The 22,752-nt window shown below is 72.8% G+C and carries 26 protein-coding genes and 1 pseudogene; 15 read left to right on the top strand and 12 right to left on the bottom strand.

The window, feature by feature from the left end; genetic code table 11:
• The first annotated feature begins 15 nt into the window (after positions 1–15).
• Together SAM23877_RS35650 and SAM23877_RS35645 are read left to right on the top strand one after the other, a co-directional pair.
• The gene (locus SAM23877_RS35650; RefSeq protein WP_053125767.1) at positions 16–774 is read left to right on the top strand and encodes a DeoR/GlpR family DNA-binding transcription regulator; all 759 of its coding nucleotides are present in this window, start codon (positions 16–18) and stop codon (positions 772–774) included.
• Positions 771–1,199: a hypothetical protein gene (locus tag SAM23877_RS35645; protein ID WP_244902878.1), complete on the top strand. Its 429-nt coding sequence runs from the start codon at positions 771–773 to the stop codon at positions 1,197–1,199. Before SAM23877_RS35650 ends, SAM23877_RS35645 begins: the two co-directional genes overlap by 4 nt.
• Here SAM23877_RS35645 and SAM23877_RS35640 read toward each other — a convergent pair.
• Both SAM23877_RS35640 and SAM23877_RS35635 read right to left on the bottom strand, forming a co-directional pair.
• On the bottom strand, positions 1,166–2,317 hold the full coding sequence (locus SAM23877_RS35640; protein ID WP_053125769.1) for an SGNH/GDSL hydrolase family protein: 1,152 nt from the start codon (positions 2,315–2,317) through the stop codon (positions 1,166–1,168). The two genes, SAM23877_RS35645 and SAM23877_RS35640, sit on opposite strands and share 34 nt — an antisense overlap.
• A 61-nt stretch (positions 2,318–2,378) precedes the next feature.
• Positions 2,379–2,927 (bottom strand): YciI family protein, encoded by a 549-nt coding sequence (locus SAM23877_RS35635; protein ID WP_053141957.1) that lies wholly within the window; start codon positions 2,925–2,927, stop codon positions 2,379–2,381.
• 342 nt (positions 2,928–3,269) lie between these two features.
• On the opposite strand from SAM23877_RS35635, the gene SAM23877_RS35630 reads away from it, so the two are divergent.
• The 4 genes from SAM23877_RS35630 (at position 3,270) to SAM23877_RS41655 (ending at position 6,835) form a co-directional block, all read left to right on the top strand.
• Positions 3,270–3,935 carry a maleylpyruvate isomerase family mycothiol-dependent enzyme gene (locus SAM23877_RS35630; protein ID WP_053125771.1) on the top strand — a complete coding sequence of 222 codons (666 nt, stop codon included), beginning with the start codon at positions 3,270–3,272 and terminating at the stop codon, positions 3,933–3,935.
• 96 nt (positions 3,936–4,031) lie between these two features.
• The gene (locus tag SAM23877_RS35625; protein ID WP_053125772.1) at positions 4,032–5,090 is read left to right on the top strand and encodes a phosphotransferase family protein; all 1,059 of its coding nucleotides are present in this window, start codon (positions 4,032–4,034) and stop codon (positions 5,088–5,090) included.
• A 232-nt stretch (positions 5,091–5,322) separates the two neighbouring features.
• A complete protein-coding gene (locus tag SAM23877_RS35620; RefSeq protein WP_053125774.1) occupies positions 5,323–5,763 on the top strand; it encodes a VOC family protein in 441 nt (146 codons plus the stop codon).
• A 751-nt stretch (positions 5,764–6,514) separates the two neighbouring features.
• Positions 6,515–6,835, top strand: coding sequence for a DUF8108 domain-containing protein (locus SAM23877_RS41655; protein WP_053125776.1), 321 nt, complete (start codon positions 6,515–6,517; stop codon positions 6,833–6,835).
• A gap of 111 nt (positions 6,836–6,946) precedes the next feature.
• Here the strand turns inward: SAM23877_RS41655 and SAM23877_RS35610 are convergent, their stop codons facing one another.
• Both SAM23877_RS35610 and SAM23877_RS35605 read right to left on the bottom strand, forming a co-directional pair.
• Entirely contained in the window at positions 6,947–7,531 is a 585-nt protein-coding gene (locus SAM23877_RS35610; RefSeq protein ID WP_053125778.1) for a dihydrofolate reductase family protein, read from the bottom strand.
• Between the two features lie 189 nt (positions 7,532–7,720).
• Positions 7,721–8,113, bottom strand: coding sequence for an SgcJ/EcaC family oxidoreductase (locus tag SAM23877_RS35605; RefSeq protein ID WP_053125779.1), 393 nt, complete (start codon positions 8,111–8,113; stop codon positions 7,721–7,723).
• 112 nt (positions 8,114–8,225) lie between these two features.
• Here SAM23877_RS35605 and SAM23877_RS35600 point away from each other — a divergent pair, with 112 nt between their 5' ends.
• Complete coding sequence (locus tag SAM23877_RS35600) at positions 8,226–8,804, top strand: dienelactone hydrolase family protein (RefSeq protein ID WP_053125781.1); 579 nt, start codon at positions 8,226–8,228, stop codon at positions 8,802–8,804.
• A 162-nt stretch (positions 8,805–8,966) separates the two neighbouring features.
• Complete coding sequence (locus tag SAM23877_RS39885) at positions 8,967–9,344, top strand: hypothetical protein (RefSeq protein ID WP_159041955.1); 378 nt, start codon at positions 8,967–8,969, stop codon at positions 9,342–9,344.
• Here the strand turns inward: SAM23877_RS39885 and SAM23877_RS35590 are convergent.
• Complete coding sequence (locus SAM23877_RS35590) at positions 9,314–10,366, bottom strand: saccharopine dehydrogenase family protein (RefSeq protein ID WP_174532179.1); 1,053 nt, start codon at positions 10,364–10,366, stop codon at positions 9,314–9,316. The two genes, SAM23877_RS39885 and SAM23877_RS35590, sit on opposite strands and share 31 nt — an antisense overlap.
• A gap of 129 nt (positions 10,367–10,495) precedes the next feature.
• Here SAM23877_RS35590 and SAM23877_RS35585 point away from each other — a divergent pair, with 129 nt between their 5' ends.
• The gene (locus tag SAM23877_RS35585) at positions 10,496–11,434 is read left to right on the top strand and encodes a helix-turn-helix domain-containing protein (protein WP_053125785.1); all 939 of its coding nucleotides are present in this window, start codon (positions 10,496–10,498) and stop codon (positions 11,432–11,434) included.
• A gap of 94 nt (positions 11,435–11,528) precedes the next feature.
• Here SAM23877_RS35585 and SAM23877_RS35580 read toward each other — a convergent pair whose 3' ends face one another.
• On the bottom strand, positions 11,529–11,849 hold the full coding sequence (locus SAM23877_RS35580) for an STAS domain-containing protein (protein ID WP_053125787.1): 321 nt from the start codon (positions 11,847–11,849) through the stop codon (positions 11,529–11,531).
• 425 nt (positions 11,850–12,274) lie between these two features.
• Here SAM23877_RS35580 and SAM23877_RS35575 point away from each other — a divergent pair, with 425 nt between their 5' ends.
• The 3 genes from SAM23877_RS35575 (at position 12,275) to SAM23877_RS39880 (ending at position 13,545) form a co-directional block, all read left to right on the top strand.
• The gene (locus SAM23877_RS35575; RefSeq protein ID WP_053125789.1) at positions 12,275–12,445 is read left to right on the top strand and encodes a hypothetical protein; all 171 of its coding nucleotides are present in this window, start codon (positions 12,275–12,277) and stop codon (positions 12,443–12,445) included.
• A 253-nt stretch (positions 12,446–12,698) separates the two neighbouring features.
• A complete protein-coding gene (locus SAM23877_RS35570) occupies positions 12,699–13,073 on the top strand; it encodes a peptidase inhibitor family I36 protein (RefSeq protein WP_159041956.1) in 375 nt (124 codons plus the stop codon).
• 127 nt (positions 13,074–13,200) lie between these two features.
• A complete protein-coding gene (locus SAM23877_RS39880) occupies positions 13,201–13,545 on the top strand; it encodes a hypothetical protein (RefSeq protein ID WP_158520018.1) in 345 nt (114 codons plus the stop codon).
• A gap of 21 nt (positions 13,546–13,566) precedes the next feature.
• On the opposite strand, the pseudogene SAM23877_RS41650 reads toward SAM23877_RS39880, so the two are convergent.
• Positions 13,567–13,719, bottom strand: a pseudogene (locus SAM23877_RS41650) (MarR family transcriptional regulator); the annotation flags it as partial.
• A 313-nt stretch (positions 13,720–14,032) separates the two neighbouring features.
• Here SAM23877_RS41650 and SAM23877_RS35560 point away from each other — a divergent pair.
• Positions 14,033–14,497, top strand: a complete 465-nt coding sequence (locus SAM23877_RS35560) for a carboxymuconolactone decarboxylase family protein (protein ID WP_053125795.1) — start codon at positions 14,033–14,035, stop codon at positions 14,495–14,497.
• Positions 14,498–14,558: 61 nt separating this feature from the next.
• On the opposite strand, the gene SAM23877_RS35555 is transcribed toward SAM23877_RS35560, so the two are convergent.
• Together SAM23877_RS35555 and SAM23877_RS35550 are read right to left on the bottom strand one after the other, a co-directional pair.
• Positions 14,559–15,977, bottom strand: coding sequence for a nitrosuccinate lyase (locus SAM23877_RS35555; RefSeq protein ID WP_053125797.1), 1,419 nt, complete (start codon positions 15,975–15,977; stop codon positions 14,559–14,561).
• Positions 15,974–18,001 carry an FAD/NAD(P)-binding protein gene (locus SAM23877_RS35550; protein ID WP_053125799.1) on the bottom strand — a complete coding sequence of 676 codons (2,028 nt, stop codon included), beginning with the start codon at positions 17,999–18,001 and terminating at the stop codon, positions 15,974–15,976. The genes SAM23877_RS35555 and SAM23877_RS35550 overlap by 4 nt, the downstream gene beginning before the upstream one ends.
• A 262-nt stretch (positions 18,002–18,263) precedes the next feature.
• Here SAM23877_RS35550 and SAM23877_RS35545 point away from each other — a divergent pair, with 262 nt between their 5' ends.
• Complete coding sequence (locus SAM23877_RS35545; protein ID WP_053125800.1) at positions 18,264–19,127, top strand: sigma-70 family RNA polymerase sigma factor; 864 nt, start codon at positions 18,264–18,266, stop codon at positions 19,125–19,127.
• A 338-nt stretch (positions 19,128–19,465) separates the two neighbouring features.
• Positions 19,466–20,704: an acyltransferase family protein gene (locus tag SAM23877_RS35540; RefSeq protein WP_235614475.1), complete on the top strand. Its 1,239-nt coding sequence runs from the start codon at positions 19,466–19,468 to the stop codon at positions 20,702–20,704.
• A 67-nt stretch (positions 20,705–20,771) separates the two neighbouring features.
• Here SAM23877_RS35540 and SAM23877_RS35535 read toward each other — a convergent pair whose 3' ends face one another.
• From SAM23877_RS35535 to SAM23877_RS35525, 3 genes are all read right to left on the bottom strand, one after another.
• The gene (locus SAM23877_RS35535; RefSeq protein WP_053125802.1) at positions 20,772–21,227 is read right to left on the bottom strand and encodes a carboxymuconolactone decarboxylase family protein; all 456 of its coding nucleotides are present in this window, start codon (positions 21,225–21,227) and stop codon (positions 20,772–20,774) included.
• Positions 21,228–21,296: 69 nt separating this feature from the next.
• Positions 21,297–21,848, bottom strand: a complete 552-nt coding sequence (locus SAM23877_RS35530) for a carboxymuconolactone decarboxylase family protein (RefSeq protein WP_053125804.1) — start codon at positions 21,846–21,848, stop codon at positions 21,297–21,299.
• Positions 21,849–21,923: 75 nt separating this feature from the next.
• Positions 21,924–22,637, bottom strand: coding sequence for an SDR family oxidoreductase (locus tag SAM23877_RS35525; RefSeq protein WP_053125806.1), 714 nt, complete (start codon positions 22,635–22,637; stop codon positions 21,924–21,926).
• Between the last annotated feature and the right edge of the window lie 115 nt (positions 22,638–22,752).

The raw sequence follows: 22,752 nt of genomic DNA, 5'->3' as shown, positions 1-22,752 counted from the left end.
CCGGAAGGAACGTGAATGCTGGCTGCTGAACGACGCGAGCACCTGCTCGCTCTGCTCGCCCGCACGGGAAAGATCGTGGCCAAGGACGTCGCCGCCGACCTGGGCATCTCCGAGGACAGCGTGCGGCGCGACCTGCGCGACCTCGCCGCGGAGGGGCTGTGCCAGAGGGTGTACGGTGGTGCGCTGCCCGCGTCGCCCGCGGTGGTGGACTACGACGCGAGGCGGGTGGTGGCCCCGGAGGGCAAACGCAAGGTCGCCGCGGTGGCCGCCGCACTGGTACGGCCGGGCGGTTCGCTGATCCTCGACGGCGGCACCACCGCCCTCGCGGTGGCGCGGGCGCTGCCGCAGGAGCTCACCTGCACGGTGATCACCCACAGCCCGACGATCGCCACGGCTCTGATCGACCACCCGGGGGCGGAGCTCTTCCTGCTCGGCGGGCGCGTCTTCAAGCACTCGGCGGTCACCTGCGGTGCCGCCGCGGTCGAGGCCGCGCAGAACGTCTCCGCCGAGCTGTGCCTGCTCGGCGTCACCGGTGTGCACCCCGAGGCGGGACTGACCACCGCGGACGCCGACGAGGCGGCGATGAAACGCGCCCTGGCAGCGCGGGCCGCGGACACCTACATCCTCGCCTCCTGCGAGAAGATCGGAACGGCCTCGCCCTACCGCGTCCTGCCGTGGGAGAAGATCACCGGACTGATCACCGACGCCGATCCCCACGACACGGTCGTCGGACGGCTCAGGGCCCTGGGCGTCAAGACCCTCACCGCCGAATGAAGAAGCAGCCCGGCAGCAGCCGGCCGCACCAGGACCAGCCGGCCGCAGCCGCCGCTCGCCCCGCGCCCGGGGAACCGGAGCACCCCCTCCTCCGCGACGTCTTCCCGGACCTCGTCGCCGAACTGACCGCCCTTCTGCAGGACGAGGGGGAGAGCGAACTGGCGGTCTGCGCGCGGGACCTGCGGCTGGTCGAGGAGTGCGGCTGCGGCGACGGCTTCTGCCAGAGCATCCGGACGGCAGATCATCCGCGGGGGCGGCCCTACGGCCCGGGCCACCGGTGCGTACCTCTCTCGCCCTCGACGGGCATGCTGATCCTGGACGTCGTGGACGGCCGGATCGTGTACATCGAGGTACTCGACCGGCCGCCCCTGCTCCGCCTGGAAGAACGGGCTCAGCCGAAGGGGCCGCCGGCGGCGAAGGCGTAGGCGGCGAAGCGCCTGCCCATGCGGCGGTACGCGGCGGCGGTGGGGTGGAGGCCGTCGCCCAGGTCGTCCGCCTCGTGCGGGCCGAGCAGTGTTCGTCCGTCGAGATGGTGGAGGTGGGGATCGGACGCCTGGCGTGCCGCGGCGATCCGGGCCAGCTCGGCACGGACCACCGTCAGCGTCAGTGCGCCGCCGGCCACGTCGGCCGGGTCGCCCAGGGCGGCGATCCTCCCGTCCGGTCCGGTCGCGGCCGGGCCGGGAACCTGCTCAAGGGCGGGACAGCTCACCGGGGAGATCAGCAGCAGCGGGGTGTCGGGGTGGCCGTCGCGGATCGTGTCCAGGAATCCGTGGAGCGCCGGGCCGAACGTCCGCAGCCGGAAGGCGGACAGGGCCACGATGTTGATGCCCACCTTGAGGCTGATCAGGTCGGCGGGCATGTCGCGGATCGTCCGGGCGACGTAGGGGTCCAGCAGGGCGTTGCCCGCCTGGCTGAGGTTGATCACCTCCGTATCTGCGAGCGCGGCCGCCACCACCGGCCAGGTCCCGGTCGGGCCGTCGGCCTCGATGCAGTGGCTGATGGAACTTCCGTGGTGCACCCAGCGGCGCCGCCCGTCCGGCAGCGGTGCCAGCACCTCGCCGTCAGCGCGCAGTGCCACCAGTTCCGTAGGGGTCTGCTGGGGAAGCCACAGCTCGACGTTCTTCATGCCCCTCGGCAGTCCGGCGAACCGCACGGTCCCGGGCTTGCCCGCGACGAGTCGCTGGCGGGCCCCGGGGCCCGCCATCCGCAGCACGTTGCCCACCGGCGCCTGCCGGCGCCCGGCCAGGGCGCCGTCCACCAGCAGCTCGAGCATTCCGGTCGGGCGAGGGCGGGGGTCGCCGTCGAGCCGGGCGGTGGAGGTGAGTACCTCGAACTCCAGGGTGCGCGCGTCGGTGCGGAACACCAGCCGCACCCCCGAAGGCATCACGGTCGGTGCATGGACCGAGGGGTCCTGGTACTGCTCCTTGGTCCACGCGGGCAACCGGCGCGGCATCACCCCCGCCGGTGTGGTCTCCAGGTCCAGCGCACCCCGCCACTCCACCGGCCCGCCGACCAGGGGAACCGCCCGCATCCTCACCGTCATCGCTCCCGTCCTCCCGGGCCGGTGCGCCTGGCAGCGGGCGCCGGGCCGGTGTCCGCGTACTTCACCGGCGCCCGCCGGGCTCCCAGTGGTGGACCTCGATGTCCGCGTACCGGTCCGCGGTCAGGACGGCGCGGGCCGCCTCCGGGCCCGGGGCCCCGAGGAGCACCGCCGTGCCCAGCCATGTGCCGCCGTCATCGGACAGCAGCGGCCCGTAGGCGATCAGCTCGTCCTGGCCGGGCGGCGGGGCGAGGTCGGCGGCCGGGCCCTGGCCGAGGCCCAGCACCAGGTACCGGCTGCCGTCGCCGCGGCCACCGGGCGCATCCCACATGGTGCGCCCCAGCACGTTGCGCCACCGGCGCAGCAGCACGTCCCGGTACGCACCGGCCTGGTAGGCGGGCTCGTCGAAGGCGAACGCGCGGGCGTCGGAGGCGGCGGGCAGGTCGACGATGTGCACGCTTCCCGTGGGCGTTTCCCCGTCGTCGGCGAAGGTCGGGCCGCGGGCGATCAGTTCCTTCGCGTACCGGTCCATGTAGGACCAGTGCTCCTCCTGCAGCTCCTCGCGCAGCGCGAGGGAGCCCATCCGGTCCCGGTGATAGCAGAAGTACTCCATGACCACGGACCCTTCCTCACCGAGGGCGCCGTCTCAACCGGCTTTCGGCGGCGAGCTCCCCGCGTCCCGTTCCGAAAGGCGTGACGAAGCCCCCGCGGCGCCGGCGGCCCCGGTGCGGGACGGCCGGCAGCCACCCGATGGTCCCAGGGCCGGTGCGGGACACGCCGGTGCGGGACACGCCGGTGCGGGCGAGCCGGGTGCGTGTGCCGGAGGGTCGATCGCTCACGGGCGATGACTTTGCTCCGCGGTGAGAGTCTCCTGCACGAGCCTGCCCGCCGGACGCACCCCTGCTTCCGGCCCGGACGCGACGCAGAGCACGACCCGCGACAGGAGACCTTCCCCGTGAACGACCCCGAGCCGACCGTCGACCGCAGCCGCGGAAGAGGCCTCTGGCCCCTGATCCGCACCGAGCGGGCGGCGCTGGCGGCCGACCTCGAAGACCTGACCGACGAGCAGTGGGCCACACCCTCGCTGTGCACCGGCCTGACGGTGCGTGAGGTGCTGGCCCATCTCACCGCGGGTGCGAGCCTCGACACCGTGCGCTGGCTGGCGGGGGTGATCCGCTGCCGGTTCGACTTCGACAAGCAGGTCGCCGTACGGCTGGCCGAGCAGCTGGGCGCGGCTCCGGCCGAGACCCTCGGTCGGTTTCGGCGGATCGTGCCGAGCACCACCAAGCCTCCCCTGCCCGTCATCGCCATGCTGGGCGAGACGCTCGTGCACGGCGAGGACATCCGGCGCCCGCTGGGCATCCGTCACGCGTACCCGGTCGACGTCCTCACGCAGGTGGCCGAGTACTACCGCGGCTCGGACCTCGTCGTCCTCGCCAAGGGACGCATCGGCGGACTGCGACTCTCCGCGAACGACGGCCCCTTCACGACCGGTTCTGGATCTGCGGTGTCCGGCCCCACCCTGGCCCTGGTGATGGCCATGACCGGACGCGCCGCGTACTGCGACGACCTCGAGGGCGAGGGAGTGGACCTTCTCCGCAGCCGCTGCGAGAGGGCGTGAGACGACGCCGGGGCATCCGGGCCGTCTCCGGGCCGGATGCCCCGGCGTGAAGAGTGTCGCGTACACCGCGCGGCCCAGGGCCCTACGCTGGTCCGCATGCCGACCCGTGTGCCGATCAGCGACGAGCTGCGTTCCGTGTTCGGCTCCCCCATGCGGGCCGTCCTCCTGGACAGCAGTCCGCGCTCCCGGGTGTGGCGGGTCGAGCTGAGCGGTGGCAGCCGGGTGATCGTCAAGCAGATCGCCGACGGGGGCGGGACCGGGTCCGACGGGGACGCGCGCTACGCGCGGGAGGTCGCCGCGCTGCGGCTCGCCGCGCGGGCGACCCGGCCGGCCGTGGCGCCCGCGCTCCTGGCAACGGACCCGGCGTCACGCGTGATGGTCCTGGAACACCTGGACGATCTCGGCGCGGCCGACGACTGGATGCCCGGCTACGCCGAGTCCCTGGCCCGGCTGCACGCGCTCACCGGGCCGGCCGACACGGGAACGCTCCCCGCCTGGTTGGGGCCGACCGCCGCCGACGCCGAGTCCTTCCTCGCGCTCGCCACGGCCCTCGACGTCGCCGTCCCGCCCCACGTGCCGGACGAGCTCGCCGGCCTGCTCGACCGGCTCGACCCGGCGTCCCACCATGCGCTGCTGCACGGGGACCCCTGCCCCGGCAACGACCTGCGCACCGCCGCCGGCGTCCGGTTCGTCGACTTCGAGCAGGCGTCGCTGGGCAACGGCCTGGTCGAACTCGCCTACCTGCGCATCGGCTTCCCGACCTGCTGGTGCGCCATGTCGGCCACCGCCGCGCCCCTCGCGGAGGCCGAGGCCGTCTACCGTGCCACCTGGCGCGGCCTCACCGGCAGGGACGTTCCCGGAGACCTCGCCGACGCCTGCGCCGGCTGGCTGATCCGTGGCGACGCACTCGTCGAACGCGCCCACCGCGAGACCGTCGACCACCTCGCGCGGGTGCCCGCGGAAGACTTCACGTGGGGTTACGTCTCCGCCCGCGAACGCCTCGTCCACCGGCTCGGCGTGGCCGCCGGCCTGACCCGCGAACACGACCGCCTGCACGCCCTCGGGCAGCTCAGCGCGGCGTTGGCCGTGCGCCTGCTGGAACGGTGGCCGGCCCTGCGCCCGCTCCCCACCCACCGCACACGGCCCTGGTCCTGACCGCCCGCCGGCTCACCGGGGCAGGGGGTGTGCCTGCGCCCAGCCGGTATCCGCGAGCCCTCCTGCCGCGCAGACGGCGCCCACGGCATGCCGCCGCGGTCCCGGGGCACAGGGGCGCGATCCTGAATCCGCCAAGGCCGGTGAGCGGAGGATGTCGAGAAGGTGCCGCCGGCTCCGTCCCAGGGACGTCAGCGGCCGCCACCGGCCGCACGAGGAAGAAGGAGAGAGCAGCATGGCGATTCAGCGGATGGACAACGTCGGCATCGTCGTCGAGGACCTGGACGCCGCCGTCGCGTTCTTCGTGGAACTCGGCATGGAGCTGGAGGGCCGGACGGAGGTCGAGGGCCTCGTCGCCGACCAGTGCACCGGACTCGACGGCGTCCACTGCGACATCGCGATGCTCCGGACCCCGGACGGCCACAGCCGGCTCGAGCTGGCGAAGTACCGCAGCCCCGCGGCGACCAGCGCCGGCCCACGCAACGCGCCGCACAACATCCTGGGCACGCACCGCGTCATGTTCGCCGTCGACGACCTCGAGGACACCCTCGCCCGCCTGCGCCCGCACGGCGGCGAACTCGTCGGCGAGATCGCCCGGTTCCAGGACAGCTACGCGCTCTGCTACATCCGCGGCCCTGAGGGGATCATCGTCGGACTGGCCGAGCAGCTGCACTGACAGGCGCGCGAGCCGCACCATGCGTCCGAGCAGGTTCCCACCCTCCCGGCATCCCGGCCGGCCTCGGGGAGGGGGCTCCGCCGTGCGTCCGCGGTCCCGGCTCCGCGGGGCGGCCGCCCCCGGTGCACTGGGGAACCACCGGGGGCGGCCCGGAGCCCGAAGGCCCCTAATGGTGGAGCAGCCTTTCGACCAGGGACCACAGCGCGCGCGCTGCGATGGCGATCCCGAGGCGTTCGGCCGCTGTACGTACCCACCCCTTGCGGGGCGCGGCATTCTCCGTTGCCACCATCTGCCCACCTCACCTCATCTTGTTGGGCCAGGGCCGCCGGGAGGTCCCGGCGTCCCCCCAGCGGGAGCCGGGCAACCAAGCGGCCCCGGCCTGCCAACTGATGAGGTGTGGCAGTTCAACGCTACGAGTCGCCCGGGGCGTTGAGAAGGGGCCGGCGGGTGGATTCGGGCCGGCAGGCAGGCACACCGGTCGCAGCCGCCTCACTGGCACCGGGAGGCCCCGCTGCCGCACTCACGGGGGGGGCGGGGGCGAGGCAGCCTGACCGCCCCCCTTATGGGCACGAGTGACCCCGAACAGGGTGGAGCGGCATCAACTGCCCGACATGATGTGATCCGGCCACTTAGGGGCGACGTCGGCAACCCCTCAGAGCGATGTGGAGGCAACGTGTTGACACTGCGGAGGTAGCGTGCCGGAGGGTCGGTTATGGTTCAGCCGTCAACATGTGAACGAGAGGGGGCGTCTGTGAACACGCCTAATCAACCGCCGCAGCAGTACGGGCAGCAGGCGTATGGGCAGCAGGCGTACGGGCAGCCGCCCCAACCGCAGTACGGGCAGCAGGGGTACCCCCAGCCGCCGCAGCCCTACGCGCCGCAGCCGATCATCATCAACAACAACGTGTCGGCGGCCGCTTCGGCGTCGGCCGCGGCGTTCGCCGGCGGGTACGGCCGCAGGAAACGCCAGTCCTTCTGGGCGCACTTCTGGCTGTTCCTGTTCACCGCGGGCCTGGGCAACATCGCCTACGCCTGGTACGTGAGCGACTGGAACAAGAAGCGCGGACTGTAGTAGCCCGGCCGCGGCGCGGAGGGCCGTGCCGCGCGTGGCCGCCGGCCGGCTCAGGTGACGTCTGCCGCGGTGACGGCGTCGGGGTGCCCAAAGGACTCCGCACTCCTTGATTCACGCGGCCCTCTCGGGCCGGCGCACGCGGTAGCGCAGGTGCGTGACGTCGCGGTCCTCGAGGCGTCGTACGAGGTCGAGTTCGATGTGACGAGCGCCCAGGTGGTCGAAGAGCCGTCGGCCGTCGCCGAGGAGGACCGGGACCAGGTGGATCTCCATCTCGTCCAGCTGCCCGGACCGCAGCAGTGCCTGGGCGGCTCCCGCCCCGTGGACCATGACCGGCCGGTCGCCCGCGGCTGCGCGAGCCTGCCGGGCGCAGTCCTCGACGTCGGTGACGAAACGCGCGTGGCCCGGTGGCACGTCCCCGTCCTCCACCCGGTGGGTGAGTACGAAGATCGGCACACCGTCGTGGTGGTCGCCCTGCCAGCGCCCGGCGAGTTCGAAGGTCCGGCGGCCGGAGATCACCGCGCCGCTCGCCCGCGCCTCGCGGTAGACCTGGCCGCTCGGGCCGTCGGACTCCCGGTCGTCGAGCCAGTTGAACAGGCGTCCGCCGTCGCGTCCGAGTTCCTGCCCCGGCCGGTCGTCGGGGCCGGCGATGAAGCCGTCGAGCGACATCGACATGTACAGCCGGATCGGGTTGTTCATCCTGGCCTCCCTCGCTCCTGCAGGACACCGGGTCCGGTGGTGCCTGATCCGCCCGGGCGGGCGTGTCATCAGGTAGACCGCAGGGAGGCGGCGCATTCATCGGTCCGGCGCGCCGCCCCGCGGCCGGGCCCCGGGGGGGCGGGGGCCGCGGCCGGCGCTCCGGTCCGTGCCGGGGCGCCGGCGGCTGTCTCAGCCGGTGTGCACCTCGGTGTTCTGGCCTGCGTGCAGCAGCCACCTGCCGTCGTCCTGCCTGGTCATGACGTACAGCGGAGTGCCTTGCGTGTCGCCCTGTGCCGAGTGGTAGGTCTGGCGGACCTTGACGGCCGCCACGTCGGCGCGCAGGAACTGCGTGTGCACTGCCTCGTAGGTGACCTCGCCGTCCCAGCTCGCGGCGGGCAGCACGGCGCGGGTGAACTCGGCGATCGCGTCGAAGCCGATGAGGACCTTGCCGTGGGCGGTCGTCCACAGGGCGTCGGGGTGGAACAGGGCGAGGAATCCCTCCACGTCCTTGGCGCGCTGGACGCGCTCGACGGTGGCCACGACCTGTTCGATGGCCTTGATGTCCGCGGGGTCGGTGTTCATACGGATCACTCTGCGACCTCAAGTAAACATGAGGTCAAGCCCTGGTTGTCGGTGCCGGGGACCATACTCGTGCCGCGGCGCCGCCCGGGCACCGCAGCGCGAGGGGAGCGACATGGCCGAGGTACTGGTTTTCCACCACGGGCACGGACTGACCGCCGGCGTCCTGGAGTTCGCCGAGCGGCTGAGCGGGGCCGGACACACCGTCCACACCCCGGACCTGTTCGAGGGGCAGGTGTTCGACAGCCTCCAGGAGGGCATCGCCTACGTCGAGAAGATCGGGTTCGGCACGTTCCTCGCGCGGGGATGCGCCGTCGCCGAGGGGCTGCCCGGGGACCTCGTCCTCCTCGGGTTCTCGCTCGGGGTCCTGCCGGCGCAGAAGCTGGCCCAGACCCGCCCGGGCGCGAGGGGTGCGGTGCTGTTCGAGGCGTGTGTGCCCGTCTCGGAGTTCGGCGGCGTCTGGCCCCAGGGCGTTCCCGTGCAGGTCCACGGCATGGACGCGGACCCGTTCTTCTGCGGTGAGGGCGACGTGGACGCGGCCCGTGCGCTCGCCGGGACGGCCGCGGACGCCGAGCTGTTCCTCTACCGCGGCGAGAGGCACCTGTTCACCGACAGCAGCCTGCCCTCGCACGACGAGCACGCTGCAGCGCTGGCCACCCGGCGGGTGCTCGACTTCCTCGAGCGCACCGCATAGCCGGCGTTGACGGCGGCGGAACCACGTCCGGCGGACCACGGCCGGGATCATGGCCCGATCTGCATGCTTGACGCTGCTTATCGGGCGGTTCCACGCTGTACTCGCATTCAACGTATTCAACGCATTCACCCGTGAATGCGTTGACCTCATCTTGAGGGGATCATGGTCAAACGAGTTGTCTCTGTGCTGGTGACCGCGCTCGCGGCAGCCACTCTTTCGGCGCCGGCGGCATCGGCGGGTCAATCCGCCGGCTGCAACTGGTTCGCCAAGGTGCCGACGGTCAGTTCCACCGGCAGGATCGTCGGCGTAGGGGGGCGTACCGGCTGTACGAACAAGATCAACCTGTCGGTCGAAGTACGCAGGGTGATCGACAATTGGCCCGACCAGACCGTCGCCTCCGGAACCTCCTGGTCTTTCGTCACCGGAAGCGTCACCGTCTACGGGGACAGGCAGGCGGGATGCCACGACTACTTCACGGAAACGATCTGGGAAGGGACGTCCACCAAGATTCAGTCCGCGGTCATGCGCTCCTGCAGGTGACGTGTCTCGACCTCGACGTGGGGGGCGAGGGCGCGCAGGAAGTCGGGGGCGTCGAAGAGCTCGCCGGCGGAGGTGACGCCGACGGCCTTGACGCGGTGGGTGAGGACGCGGTCGAGGGCTTCGACGACGAGGGGCGCGGTGACGGCGTAGATGTCCTGGCCGGTGGCCGTGGCCCGGCGTTCGGCGCCGCCTGAGCGGACGACGACGTCGACGAGGAAGGTCTGGGCGGAGCGTCCGCTCTCGTCGGCGGCGGCCGGGGCCGGGGTGTCCGGGGTGGCGACGTCGCGGACCGCCTCGGCGTTCATGTAGGTGGTCACGTCGGGGATGGCCAGGTGCTGGGAGACGGTCACCACGTCCGCCATGGTGAACTCCGCGATCACCGAGCGGCGTCCCACCGGCTCCGGGAAGGTCCACTGCGCGGTGGGCGCGGCGTCGGTGCGGTGTTCCCACTGTCCGCCGCGGTAGCGCAGGCGGGCGTTGCCGCGCCGCTCGCGGGAGACGGCGCCCGACAGGCGGGTGCCGGCGGTGGGGTGCCAGTTGCTGAGCGCGTAGGCGATGTGGGCCTCGTCGGCCGAGGTCCACTCCCCCATCGCCGCGGTGGTCAGCAGGTCGCCGAGGCCGCCGAAGAAGGCCATGGCCGGGACGATCACCGCTCCCGTGTCCCGGGCCCGGTGGCGGAAGTGCGCGTAGGTGTCGAGGTTGGCCTCGAGCTCGGCGGCCACGTCCAGGTACGGGATGCCGGCGCGGAGCGAGGCTTCGATCACCGGGCCGGTGGTCGAGGCGAACGGGCCGGCGCAGTTGATGACCGCCGCCGCACCGGCCAGGGCCCGGTCCAGCGAGGCCGGGTCGTCGACCGACGCCACCCGGGCCTGCAGTCCGTGCAGGTCGGCCACTTCGCCCAGCGCCCGCGCGTCGCGTCCGGACAGGACCGGGACGTAGCCGCGCGCGGTGAGTTCCGCGACCACGAACCGTCCGGTGTGACCGTACGCGCCGAACACCGCCACCAGCGGGCCTGCTTCCATGAGACTGCTCCCGTGTGCTCGATCGTCCGCTGCGGCGGGGATCCGCCGGCGGCCTGTCCCCCACATCCTGTGCTTCCGGCGGGCCTTCGCACGACCGTCGGAAACGACATGCCGCATACACTTTCGGACATGCATCGCGTCGCGCTGGCCGTCACCGACGGCATGCTCCATTACGAACTGTCCGTGGCCCTCGAGGTGTTCGGCAGTGACCTGTCGCATGTCGTGGACCCCTGGTACGACTTCGCCCTCTGCGGGCCCGCTCCGGTGCGCGTCGACCGCTTCCGTCTGGAGCCCGACCACGGGCTCGAGGTCCTTGCGCGGGCCGACACGGTGCTGGTGCCCGGGTGGGCCGACACCGACCGCGAGCCTTCTGCGGACCTGGTCGAGGCGGTGCGCGCGGCCCACGCGGCCGGCGCCCGGGTGGCGTCGCTGTGCACGGGCGCCTTCGTCCTGGGCGCCGCCGGCCTGCTCGACGGCAGACGTGCCACCACGCACTGGGCCCACACCGGGGAGCTGGCCCGGCGGTACCCGGCCGCCACCGTCGATCCGGACGTCCTGTACGTCGACAACGGTGACGTTCTCACCTCGGCGGGCAAGGCCGCCGCCATGGACCTGTGCCTGCACCTGGTCCGCCTCGACCACGGCTCGGCCGACGCCAACAAGATCGCCCGCCGGCTGGTCGTCCCCCCGCACCGTGACGGCGGCCAGGCCCAGTTCATCGCCACCCCCGTCCCGGAGCCGGGCGGCGGCCATCCCCTCGGTGAGCTCTTCCCCTGGGTCCTCCAGCGCCTCGACCAGCCCCTCACCGTCGAGGACCTGGCCCGCCGGGCGGGACTGAGCTCACGTCACCTGGCGCGTCACTTCAAGCACCTCACCGGCACGACGCCCCTGCAGTGGCTCCACACCCAACGCATCCGCCGCGCGCAGGAGTTGCTGGAGACCACCGACGCCACCGTCGACGCCGTCGCCGGGGCCGCCGGCATGGGCACCGCCACCACCCTGCGCCGCCACTTCCAGCGCACCGTCGGCGTCCCGCCCGACACCTACCGGCGCACCTTCCGCCCCTGAGGCGACAGTGGCGGGGAGAGGACCCGGAAGGGGCGGCCGTTTCGGGTGTGATCCGGTCCGTCGGCCGGGGCCGGTGCCCGCCCCCGCGCGCCTGCTACGGCGTGTCGGGGGCCAGGCGGCTGGAGTCCAGGGCGGGGTCCAGGCCGGCGGCGAGGGCCAGCAGCCGCAGCGGCTGCGGGCCCAGGCCCGTCACCTTCGTCGTGCGCGGCGGGCCGCCCGGCGGCGCGGGGTCGAAGAGGAGGTGGAGACCGGCGACGTCCATGAACGTGGCCTCGCCCATGTCCCACAGCAGGTCGGTCACGGCCGCCGGGAGCGCGGCGGTGGCTGCCCGCAGCGGGGGCAGGGTGTCGTAGTCGATCACTCCGCGCGGGCTGATCCGTGCGCGGGTGCCGTCGATCGTGGTGGTGATGTTCATGCGGGGCGCGCCCCCTTCCGGGGGTTGATGAGCCCAAAGGCGGACCGCCCCTCGGTGGCGGGGCGGGCCGGCAATGGCGGGTTCCGGGTGCCCGGAGTGGGGGCGACTCCCGAAAACCAAAGGCCGGCACCTGTGGTGCCGGCCGGTCTCGTGTCACTCCACCGTCGCACACACCGCCGCGGCGGGCCAGGGGGCCCGGCCGGCGCCCTTCGAGGGGTACGTGCGCGCTGCCGGGCCCCCGGTACACGCCCGTCGCATGCCCGGGAGGGGCTGACGGCCGAGGTCGCCGGGGGCGGTGCGGCCGGCTCGTCGACGTGATGTGGAGCAACTGGGTTCAGTGCCCGCAGGAATGGTGAAGAAACCCGGGAATTAGGCCGTGTGTTCCACCGGTCGGCGGGCACGAGGAGCGGCGGAGGTCGATACACATGGTTCCCCTGCTTCTCGTTCTGCTGCTGGCTCTCATCCTCTTCGGCGCGGGCTTCGCGCTGAAGGCGCTGTGGTGGATCGCCGTGATCGTGCTGGTGGTCTGGCTGCTGGGCTTCGTCGTCCGTTCCGTGGACAGTGGCGGCCGCAAGGGCCGCTGGTATCGCTGGTAGACCCGCAGTACGAACCGACGCGAGCATCGGTGGGGCCCCGGACAGAGTCGTCCGGGGCCCCACCGGCGTACTGGGTGCCCGAAGGCCGTCGCGGCACCGGAGCGAGGCTCCGACGGCGGTGGGGCCGGTGCGCGGAGCCTTCTCCCGTGCCGGCCGGTGCTGTTTTGAGCCTGCTCGAATCCTTTGGTTCCGTCGTCCCGCGGCGCCTACGTTTTTTGCACCGGGGACGGTCCCAAGACATCGGGAGGGCGCAATGCGACATCACAGCGGCAAGGGCGGCAGGCGTGCGCGAGTGACCCTGATATCGGCGTTCACGTTGGCCTCGGGGCTGGTGCTCGCCTCGGGCGGGACGGCGGCTGCGGCGGACGGTTACGGCCGCTGCCCCGACGGCCGGGCCTGCTACTTCGTCGACTCGAACGGCGACGGGGACTTCAACTACCCCACGTCCTGTGGGAACTTCCACCTCCGCGCGTACGCCGGGAAGATCTCCTCGGTCCGCACGCACGGGAATCCGGTCCAGCTGCGGGACGTGAACCAGAATCCGATCGGCTACGTGGGCCCCTGGACCGCGACCAACCTCTCGCTGAGCGAGAACGACAAGGCGCACTGGTTCGAGGTCATCTGCTGAGCCGGCGAGCCACGATGCCGGGACGCACGTCCCGGCCGGGATCCCGAGAACGGAGAACACGGTGCACATCGCACGCACAGCACGGAAGGCTGCAACCGCCCTCGCTGCGGCGGGGGTCATCGCCGTCGTGGCGACGAGTCCCGCCGGCGCGGCAGCTGACGGGGCGCAGGACGAGACGCGCTGCGCCACCATCGCCCAGGTGGACCGCAACCTGCGCATCTGCGTCAAGACGGGGCCGGGCATCCCCACCCACGTGTGGGTCGACAACAAGAGCGGCGTCACGTACTTCGGAGTCCAGTTACGGGTCGTCCAGCACAACGGTCCGATCGTGCGGGTCGGCAGCCCCTTCACGCTGCACGCGCACAGCATCGGGGGTATGGAGCAGCTCGGTCTGCCCAACGGCTGCTACTTCGGGCAGGTGACCCTGGGCGGCACACCCTGGTACGGCACTGCGGAACCTGCCTGCGTGTGAGCTGCCGTTGCCCGCTCGGCCGATCCTGGCCATGGCGTCGCGCGGATGCCGGGTGACGGCCCTGTGGGCGAGACCGCTCCAGTAGCCGATGGGCTGAGTGGCCGGCATGTCGTCGGGGGTGGTCGGGTCGGTCGGCGCCTGGTCGGTGGTGGTGTCCGTCGGCGGTCTCCTCATCGCGACGCTATATCCCTCCGCGTCGTCTTCGGCGGGTGGGGCGTGCTGTGCGGTGGGGTTGCCGCCGGTGGCGTAGTCCGGCCGGTTGGGGAGGGGGTGTGGCCTGTTGGCGGTGTTCCGGGTCGAGGGTCGCTGGAGGAACGGTCGGGGGCCGGGGCGGGGGGCCTCGGGGGGCGGGCATGCTGGCGGTGGCCGGTGCGGGCGGAGAAGTTTTCTGCGGGCGCCGGTCACATTTTCTGTTTTCGGGTCGTCAGTGCAGTGAAGGCATCGCGGCCGTTCGCCACCGGCCGCTTATGGATTTGTGGAGGAACCCATGACTGCTCGTATGCCCAACCCCGCGATCGTCGCCGGTCCCGAGGTCATCCCGGCGCTGCTGGGCGTGGCCGGTGCGGTGAAGAACACCGGTGTGCCGGAGGCCACGATCAACCTGATCTACCTGCGTGCCAGCCAGATCAACGGCTCCAGCTGGAACGTGCACAAGCACGCCGCCGACCTGAAGGCGGCCGGTGAGAGCGACGAGCGGATCAGCACCGTCGCGGCCTGGCGTGAGACGCCGTTCTTCACTCCCGAGGAGCGTGCCGCGCTGGCGCTGGCCGAGGCGGCGACGCGGCTGAGCGACCGTCAGGGGGACGCGGTGTCGGACGAGGTGTGGGCCGAGGCCGCCAAGTACTTCAGTGACCAGCAGCTCGCCGGGATCCTGCTGGCCACGGGTCTGAGCAACTTGTGGCACCGGCTGATCCCCACCACCCGCCAGGCCGCGGGGCCGGTCGCCGGCTGACCACCGGCGCGGGTCGGGGCGGGGCGGACCGTGCCCCGCTGCTGTGTGCCCTCGCCCGTCCCTACGGTGCGGCGGGGCGGGCCAGGGAGCGGTCCACGAGGGCTGCGGCCGCTCCGGTGTAGGCGGCCGGGTCCAGCAGGCCGGCCAGTTCCGCGGGGGTGAGGACGCCTTCGAGCGCGGGGTGTCCGGCCAGGACGTCGGCCAGCGGGCGGGAGGTCTCGGCCGCCTGGTGGGAGGCGTGGGTGAGGAGTTGCTTCGCCTCGGCCGTGCCGAGGCGGGGGGCGAGGACGGCGCTGAGGCGTTCGGAGACGATCTGCCCGCCGGTCGCCTCGAGGTTGGCGCGCATCCGGTCGGGGTGGACGGTCAGTCCCCGGGCCAGTTCGGCGGCGGTGGCGGCGGCGCCGCCGGTCAGGCGCAGTGCCTCGCGCAGGGGCTGCCACTCGGCGTGCCACAGGCCGGCGGAGCGTTCGTCCTCGGCGGGCATGCAGTGGGCCAGGACGGAGGCGAGGGCGGGGACCTGGAGGGCGGCCGAGCGGATGAGGGTGGCCAGGACGGGGTTGCGTTTGTGGGGCATCGCCGAGGAGGCGCCGCGGCCGGCCGCGGCGGGCTCGGTGACCTCGCCGATCTCGGTGCGGGTCAGTACCTGCACGTCGGCGGCGATCTTGCCGAGGGCGCCGGCGGTGTGGGCGAGGGCGGCGCCCAGGTCGGTGACGGGGGTGCGCAGCGCGTGCCAGGGCAGGGCGGGTGCGCTCAGGCCGGTCTCCTCGGCGTAGGCGGCGGTCAGGTCCTCGATCAGGGCTCGGGGGGTGGCGGCGGGGCCTGCGTGCTGGAGGTAGCCGGCGAGGGTGCCGGCCGCGCCGCCGAGGGAGACGGGCAGGCCGTGGGCGGTGATGCGGGACAGGCGTTCGGCGGCGTCCAGGACGAGTTCGCGCCAGCCGGCCGCCTTCAGGCCGAAGGTGGTGGGTACGGCGTGCAGGGTCAGGGTGCGGCCCGCCATGACGGTGTCTCGGTGCCGGGCGGCGAGGCCGGCCAGGGCGGCGGCGGTCTCGTGCAGGTCGGCGGTGATCAGGTCCAGGGCGCGGGCCGCGACGAGCATGGCGGCGGTGTCGAAGACGTCCTGGCTCGTGGAGCCGCGGTGGACGTATTCGGCGGCCTCGGGTGAGTGTGCCGCGACCTGCGCGGTGAGGGCTTGGACCAGGGCGACGACGGGGTTGGCGGTCTCGCGGGCGGCGAGGGCCACCTGGCGCACGTCGAGGTGGCCGGCCCGGGCGCAGGCGGTGATGGTGCGGGCCGCCGCAGAGGGGACCGTGCCGCACCGGGCCTGGGCGCGGGCCAGGGCGGCCTCGGCGTCGAGCATCGCCTGCAGCCAGGCGGTGTCGCTGACGGCCGCCTCGACGCGGGTGCCGGCCCGCACCGGGGAGAGCAGGCCGGTGTCCGGTGGGCAGGCGGGGCCGGCGGGGGCGGGCTGGTCGCGGCTCATGAGGCCTTCCTGGCCGGTGCGGGGCCGGTGGCGGTGTCGGGGGCCGCGAGTGTCGTCGTGGCGGGCGGTGCGGCGGCTCGGGCCGGTTCGGGCAGGGCGAGGGCGGCTGCCGCGATGGCGTCGGAGTCCTCCAGGGTCACCGAGCCGACTCCGGGCCGGATGCCGGCCGCGGTCACCCAGTGGACGGACTCGGTGGGCACCCCGTAGGCGAAGCGCCTGGGGTGGGCGGTGCCGGCGGCGTCCACCAGGTGGTAGGGGCGGGCGGAGACGGCGAGGCCGCCGGTCTCGTAGTCCTGGCCGTCCGCGCCGGGGACGCGGTGGGGGCGGCACTGGCCGGTGTGCAGCAGCTGGTTCATCAGCGGGTCGGCGGTGCGGCGCAGGTCGATCTCCGGCAGCCGGGACTCGATGAGCGTGGTGGCGTGGACGTGCACGCCGGGGATGTCGCTGGTGTGCGTGAAGCGGGGGCCGTCCGGGGCGTGGGGGTCGGCCTCGACGCGCATGCCGGGGCCGGTGACCTCCAGGACGCCCGCGTCGATGAGGGCGGCCATCTCCTCGATGCGGGAGGCGGGCGGGCCGATGGACAGGTAGGCGTTGAGCGGGGTGTACCAGCCGTCGAGTTCGTCGCGGTGGGAGGCCGCGTCGAGGCCGGCGTGGTCGACGGCGAGCCGGATCTCGTTGCGCAGGTCGCGCAGGATGTCCAGGGCCGCCTTGCGGGGTCCGCTGACGTTGCCGAGGCGGGCCTGGCGGACGTCGTCGTCGAGGTGGGCGCGCAGCCAGGTGCGGAAGGCGTCCAGGTCGCCGAAGGTGCGCTCGCCGTAGGGGCGGGAGACCAGGGACCAGTCCCAGCGCTCGGCGACGGGGACGGCGAAGACGTCCAGGAGGTGTTCCTGCGGGGGGCCGGGCGGGGTGTGCAGGTACTGTCCGGCGAACTCGGCGACCTGGTCCGGGGTGTGGCCGCGGGCGGTCAGGAGGGTCTCGTAGTAGACGCTCTCGACCTCCCTGGCGATCAGCGGCCACAGGTCGGCGGTGAAGCGGACCGGGCGGGGCCGGCCGCCGGGGGCGCGCAGGGCCTGGGCGTGGCGGGCGGTGAGCAGCCGGGGGAAGTAGCGGCCGTGGGCGCCCTTCTCGTTCTCGCCGCGTGCCTGGTAGGGCACGCCGCGCCGCGAACCGGCGTACAGGCGCGGTTCGCGGCCCGAGGGGTGGTAGACGAGCCGGCCGCCGGTGCGGGTGAAGGTGCCGCCCCGGCCCTGGGTGAACAGGGCCGTGTAGTCGAAGAAGTTCAGGCCCAGTCCGCGCAGCAGGACCTTCTCGCCGGGGGCGACGCAGGTCAGGTCGGTGTCGGCGGGGTTGGCGGGGGCGAGGTAGGTCAGGCCGTGGCGGGCGGCGAAGGCGGCGAGCCGCTGTTCGGTGCCGGTGGGCCTGGCCGGTACGTGGCCCTGGGCCAGGACGACCGCGGACAGGCCGGTCAGGCGGGTGCCGTCCTCCAGGAGCACGCTCTGGGCGGGGTGGGGCCCGGCGGCCGTCTCCTCGCTCAGGGCGACGGCCCGCGCGGGGTGCACGCGGACGGTGACGTGGGCCGGGGCTTCGGCGATGACCTGCCGGAACACCCACATCAGGTAGTGCCCGTACAGGGCGCGGGTGGGATAGGTGTCCGGTCCCAGGGCGCGTGCCTCGGCGAGGGTCTCCTCGTCGTGGGCGAGGTGGGGGCCGGTGTTCAGGGCGCCGGCGCCCAGTGCTCGGGCCCACTGGTGGAGGCTGGGGCCTTCCTCCAGGGGGCCTTCGGTCTGGACGCTGGCGTCGGTGAACACCGTGACCTGGGAGGCGACGGTGTTCATCAGCAGGTGCCGGGACTGGGTGGGCCGCCAGACCCGGCCGGAGCCGGGGGGCGAGGGGTCGGCCACGTGCACGGTGACGCGGTCCCAGCGCGGGTTCTTGCGTTCGTGGGCGCACAGCCGTTCCAGTACGGACAGTCCGCGCGGTCCGGCGCCCACGATGCACAGGTCCATGTGCCCGGTGCCCGCCATGTTCCTGTGCTCGGCGGCCGGTGTCCTCCGGCCGGTGACGTCGGGGTGATGGAGCGGGAATCCGGCGAGCCGGCCCGGGCCATCGTCAGGTGAACGGTCCACAGCGCCTCCTTGTGCGCGCCACCGTCGGCCGCCTCGCTCAATCAGCGCTCGGTCCCCGCTGGAGGACGAGGTCGCCGCGCACGCGCCGAGCGGGTGCGCGGTCACATCGGGGTGCTCTCGTGCGTCAAGGTGGGGAGAACCGATCGGGAGGAGACCTGGCATGGACGAGCAGGAATGGCTGGCCGAGCAGTTCGAGGGCGCCCGTGGGCATCTGCGGGCGGTCGCGTACCGCATGCTGGGCTCCCTCACCGAGGCGGACGACGCGGTGCAGGAGGCGTGGCTGCGGCTGAACCGGGCCTACGACAGTGACATCGAGAACCTGCGCGGGTGGCTGACCACGGTGGTGGGCCGGGTGTGCCTGGACATGCTGAAGTCGCGCCGGATCCGCCGGGAGGACCCGTTCGAGTCGGTGGTCCACGTGCCGGACTACGTCCAGGAGGAGGAGGGGGATCCGGAGCAGCGCGCGCTGCTGGCGGACTCGGTGGGGCTGGCGCTGCTGGTGGTGCTGGAGGCGCTGGACCCGGCGGAGCGGCTGGCGTTCGTGCTGCACGACATGTTCGGTGTGCCGTTCGACGAGATCGCGCCGATCGTCGAGCGGACCCCGGCGGCGGCCCGGCAGCTGGCCAGCCGCGCGCGGCGCCGGGTGCGGGGCGGGTCCGCGGTGCCGGACCCGGACCTGGCCAAGCGGCGTGAGGTGGTCGAGGCGTTCTTGTCCGCTGCGCGCGGCGGGGACTTCGAGGCGCTGCTGAACGTGCTGGATCCCGGTGTGGTGGCCCGCTCGGACGGCCGGCTGGGGGCGCGGGGCGCGCCGGCGGTGGCGTCGACGGCGGCGGCGTTCGCGCGGATCGCGGAGGTGGCGCAGCTGGCGCTGATCAACGGTTCGCCCGGTGTGATCGCCGCGCACGCCGGGGAGGGTTTCCGGGCGATGACGTTCGACGTCGCGGGCGGCTGCATCACCGAGATCGACGTCATCACCGATCCGGAGCGGCTGCTGACCCTGGACCTGGCGCTGCTGGAGGGCTGAGGGTCGCGGGCGCCCCTCGCGCCGCCCCGGGGAGCAGGGCCGGTACCCCTGTCCCCGGGGCGGCGCCCGTTGTGCGGGGGGCGCGGGACGTCGACGTCGTCACCGCGGCCGAGTCCGTCTTGGGGGCGGCGCCCGTGTGCAGGGGGCGGATCGTCCGTCTTCGGGGCGGCGTCCCGATCGCAGGCAGTGCGGTTGGTCTGTCTTCGGGGCGGTGCCTGATTGCAGGGGGTGCGGATCGCCGCCCGAGCGAAGTTCGAGTCGTGTGCCGTCTAATCGCCCGCGCAGCGGTGCTCCGCCCCGTCTGCGGATCACGTACCGATGGGCGAGGAGGCTTTCGCGTGGCACACGACGAGTTGACCGGTGGTGGTTTTCCGCCGACGGCGGTCGGCGAGGGCGGCGCGGCCGGGCCCGGCGCCCCGGCCCAGGGGTCTGCCGAGGGGCCGGACAAGGCGGGGCGGTCCCGTTCGGCGCGGCTGGACTCGCTGACGGGGCTGCGGTTCGGTGCGGCGCTGCTGGTGTTCTTCAACCACGTCGGCCTGCCCTTCCCCCATCTGCGGTTGCTGGAGTCGGACTCGGCGGCGATGAACCTGTTCGACGTGACCGGCAACGCGGGTGCGCTGGGCGTCACGTTCTTCTTCGTGCTGAGCGGTTTCGTCCTGACGTGGTCGGCGCGTGAGCGGGACACCGCCGCGCGGTTCATGCGTCGCCGGCTGGTGAAGATCTACCCGAACTACGTGATCACCTGGGCGCTGGCGCTGGTGCTGTTCGCGTCGGCGTACACCACCACGGGCACGGCGATCGCCAACCTGTTCATGGTGCACGTGTGGGTGCCGGACTTCGACGTGTTCTCCAGCGTGAACCAGCCGAGCTGGTCGCTGGGGTGCGAGGCGTTCTTCTACGCGTGCTTCCCGCTGCTGCACTCCTGGTTCACGCGGATCCGTGCCGAGCACCTGACGTACTGGATCGCGGCGGTGACGGCGGGCATCATCGCCACGCCGTGGGCGGCGTACGTGTTCATCGCGGACAAGCCCTACTTCCCGGGTGCCTCGCTGGGTGCGACGGTCTCCGCCGAGCAGTACTGGTTCGCCTACAACCTGCCGGTGACGCGGGTGCTGGACTTCGCGCTGGGCATGCTGGTCGCGCAGGCGGTGATCCGCGGGCGCTGGTTCAACATCGGCATGGTGTGGTCGGGTGTGCTGCTGGCGGGCAGTTATGTGCTGTGCTCGCACGTGCCGTTCCTGTACTCGCAGCGTTCGGTGACCATCATCCCGATCGTGCTGCTGATCGCGGCCGCCGCGACGGCGGACATCCGGGGCACGACGAGCTGGTTCCGGGGCCGGACGATGCTGTGGCTGGGCGAGATCTCGTTCGCGTTCTACCTGGTCCACTTCATCGTGCTGACCTATATGCGCAAGGAGCTCGAGGGGACCTTCTCGGTCGCCGAGACCACCGGGCTGGTGGCGCTGGGGCTGGTGATCAGCGTGCTGGCGTCGTGGGCGCTGTACGCGCTGGTGGAGCGGCCGATCACCCGGCGGTTCTCCTCCTCGCGGCGTGCCCGGCGTGCGGTGGCGTCCTGAGGGCGTTCGCCGGCGCGGCCCGGCGGCCCGGCATCCGCGAGGGGGTACCGGGCCGCCGTGGCGGCTTTCACCAGGCCTGGCCGGCCACTTGACGGGTGGTGGCGTTGAGGCGGTTGAAGAAGTTGGCCACCGCGCACATCATCACGATCGCGGCCAGGCCCTTCTCGTCGTAGTGGCGGGCGGCCTCCTGCCAGACGGCGTCCGGGACGGCGTCCTCGCGGTCGGCGAGGCGGGTGGAGTGCTCGGCGAGCGCCAGGGCGGCGCGTTCGGCGTCGGTGAAGAAGGGCGCGTCGCGCCAGGCCGCCACGGTGGCCAGGCGTTCGTCGCTCTCGCCGGCCTTGCGGGCGCTGCGGGAGGAGGCGTCGACGCAGGCGCTGCAGCCGTTGATCTGGCTGACGCGCAGGTGGACGAGTTCCAGTGTGGGCTGCGGGACGCCGCCCTGCCGGGTCGCCTTCATCAGGGCGCCGATGGCCTGCGTGGCGCCGGGCAGGACACCGGCCGGGTTGGTCATCCGTGCTTCCATGATCGGGATCTGCTTTCGGTGAGTGCGGACGGGACATGCGCTGGTGCGCGGCGGACGGCCGCGCGGGTGTCAGGGGTGGGTGTCGTCGTGCCGTACGAGGGGCCAGTCGACGCTGACCCGGGCGGTCTTGCCGACGTAGGTGGTCAGGGTGTTGAGGGCGAGGTGGGCGACGATCTCGGTGATCTGCCCGCCGCTGAGGCCGCTGCCGCGGGCGGCGGCCAGTTCGGTGTCGCTCAGCGTGCCCCGGTGGCGTATCAGGGCGCGGGTGAGCAGCAGGGCCGCCCCGGTGAGCGGGTCCTGGGCCTTCGCCCGGCGGGCGCGGTGCGCCTGGTGGTGGCTCAGTCCGGCCACCTTGGTGCCGGTGTAGGTGTGCCAGGACAGGCCGTAGTCGCAGCCGTTCTCCTGCGCGACCAGCAGCGCGATGCTCTCCTGGGCGGCCGCGGGCAGGGTTCCGGTGCCCAGGGCGCGCCGCAGGTCGAGGAAGCCTCTGAGTGCCGCGGGGCTGTGCGCCATCGCCTTGGTGAGGTTGGGCGTCAGGCCCAGCGCGTGCTGGGCCGCCTCCAGCAGGGCCGCCGCCTCGCCGGTGGCGTTCTCCGGCTGGATGAGGGGAAGTCCGCTCACGGTGCGGGTCTCGCTTCCTGGGTGTCGAGGATCGCGTGGTGCGCAGGCCCGCCCGGCTTCGGCGGGCCCGGGGCATCACCAGGGCAGCGGGCCCTCGTTCTTGAAGAACTGGGCGTTGGGGCCGTCGGCGTCCAGCGTCGCCAGGCGTACGGCGATCCGGGCGCCCTCGGCGGCCGTGATGAAGCCCATGCCGTTGTTGATGTCGGTGATGCAGTAGCCGGGGTCGCAGGCGTTGACCTTGATCGGGGTGCCCCACAGTTCCTTGGCGTAGGTCACGGTGATCATGTTGAGTGCGGCCTTGGAGGAGTTGTACGGCATGTTGTTCAGCGGCCACAGCGGGCTGTCCTGGACCATCACCTGGGTCATGGAGGCGAGTTCGCTGGACTGGTTGACGATGCGGGCGGCCGGCGCGCGGCGCAGCAGCGGCAGCATCGAGTTGGTCACCGTGACGACGCCGTAGACGTTGGTCTCGTAGACGCGGCGCAGCGTCTCGGTGGTGGTGGCGCTGGGCAGGCCCAGCGGCGGCGGGACGGTGACGCCGGCGTTGTTCACCAGGATGTCCAGCCGGCCGTACTCCGCCTCGATCCACCGGGCGGCGGCCTCGACGCTGTCCGGGTCGGTCACGTCGAGCTGGACGTGGGGCTGGCCGAGCTGCTCGCCCGCCTCCTTGCCGCGCTGCCCGTCGCGGGCACCGATGACGGCGGTGATGCCCAGTTCGCCGAGCTGGCGCGCAACCTCGAAACCGATTCCCTTGTTTGCTCCCGTGACGAGAGCGATCTTGTCGGTCATCCCTGCCTCTCCACTTCAGCATCCGGAAGGTGGCCTTCGGGCCTGCTACCAGCGTGGACGAGGCCGTTCATAGGTACGCGATGCGTTCGCTATAGGTGCCGGCCGGCCAACCTGG

This window comes from Streptomyces ambofaciens ATCC 23877 (genome assembly GCF_001267885.1).
GTDB lineage: Bacteria > Actinomycetota > Actinomycetes > Streptomycetales > Streptomycetaceae > Streptomyces > Streptomyces ambofaciens.
The sequence above is the reverse complement of the archived record's forward strand: the minus strand, read 5'-3'. Positions and strand labels throughout refer to the sequence as shown.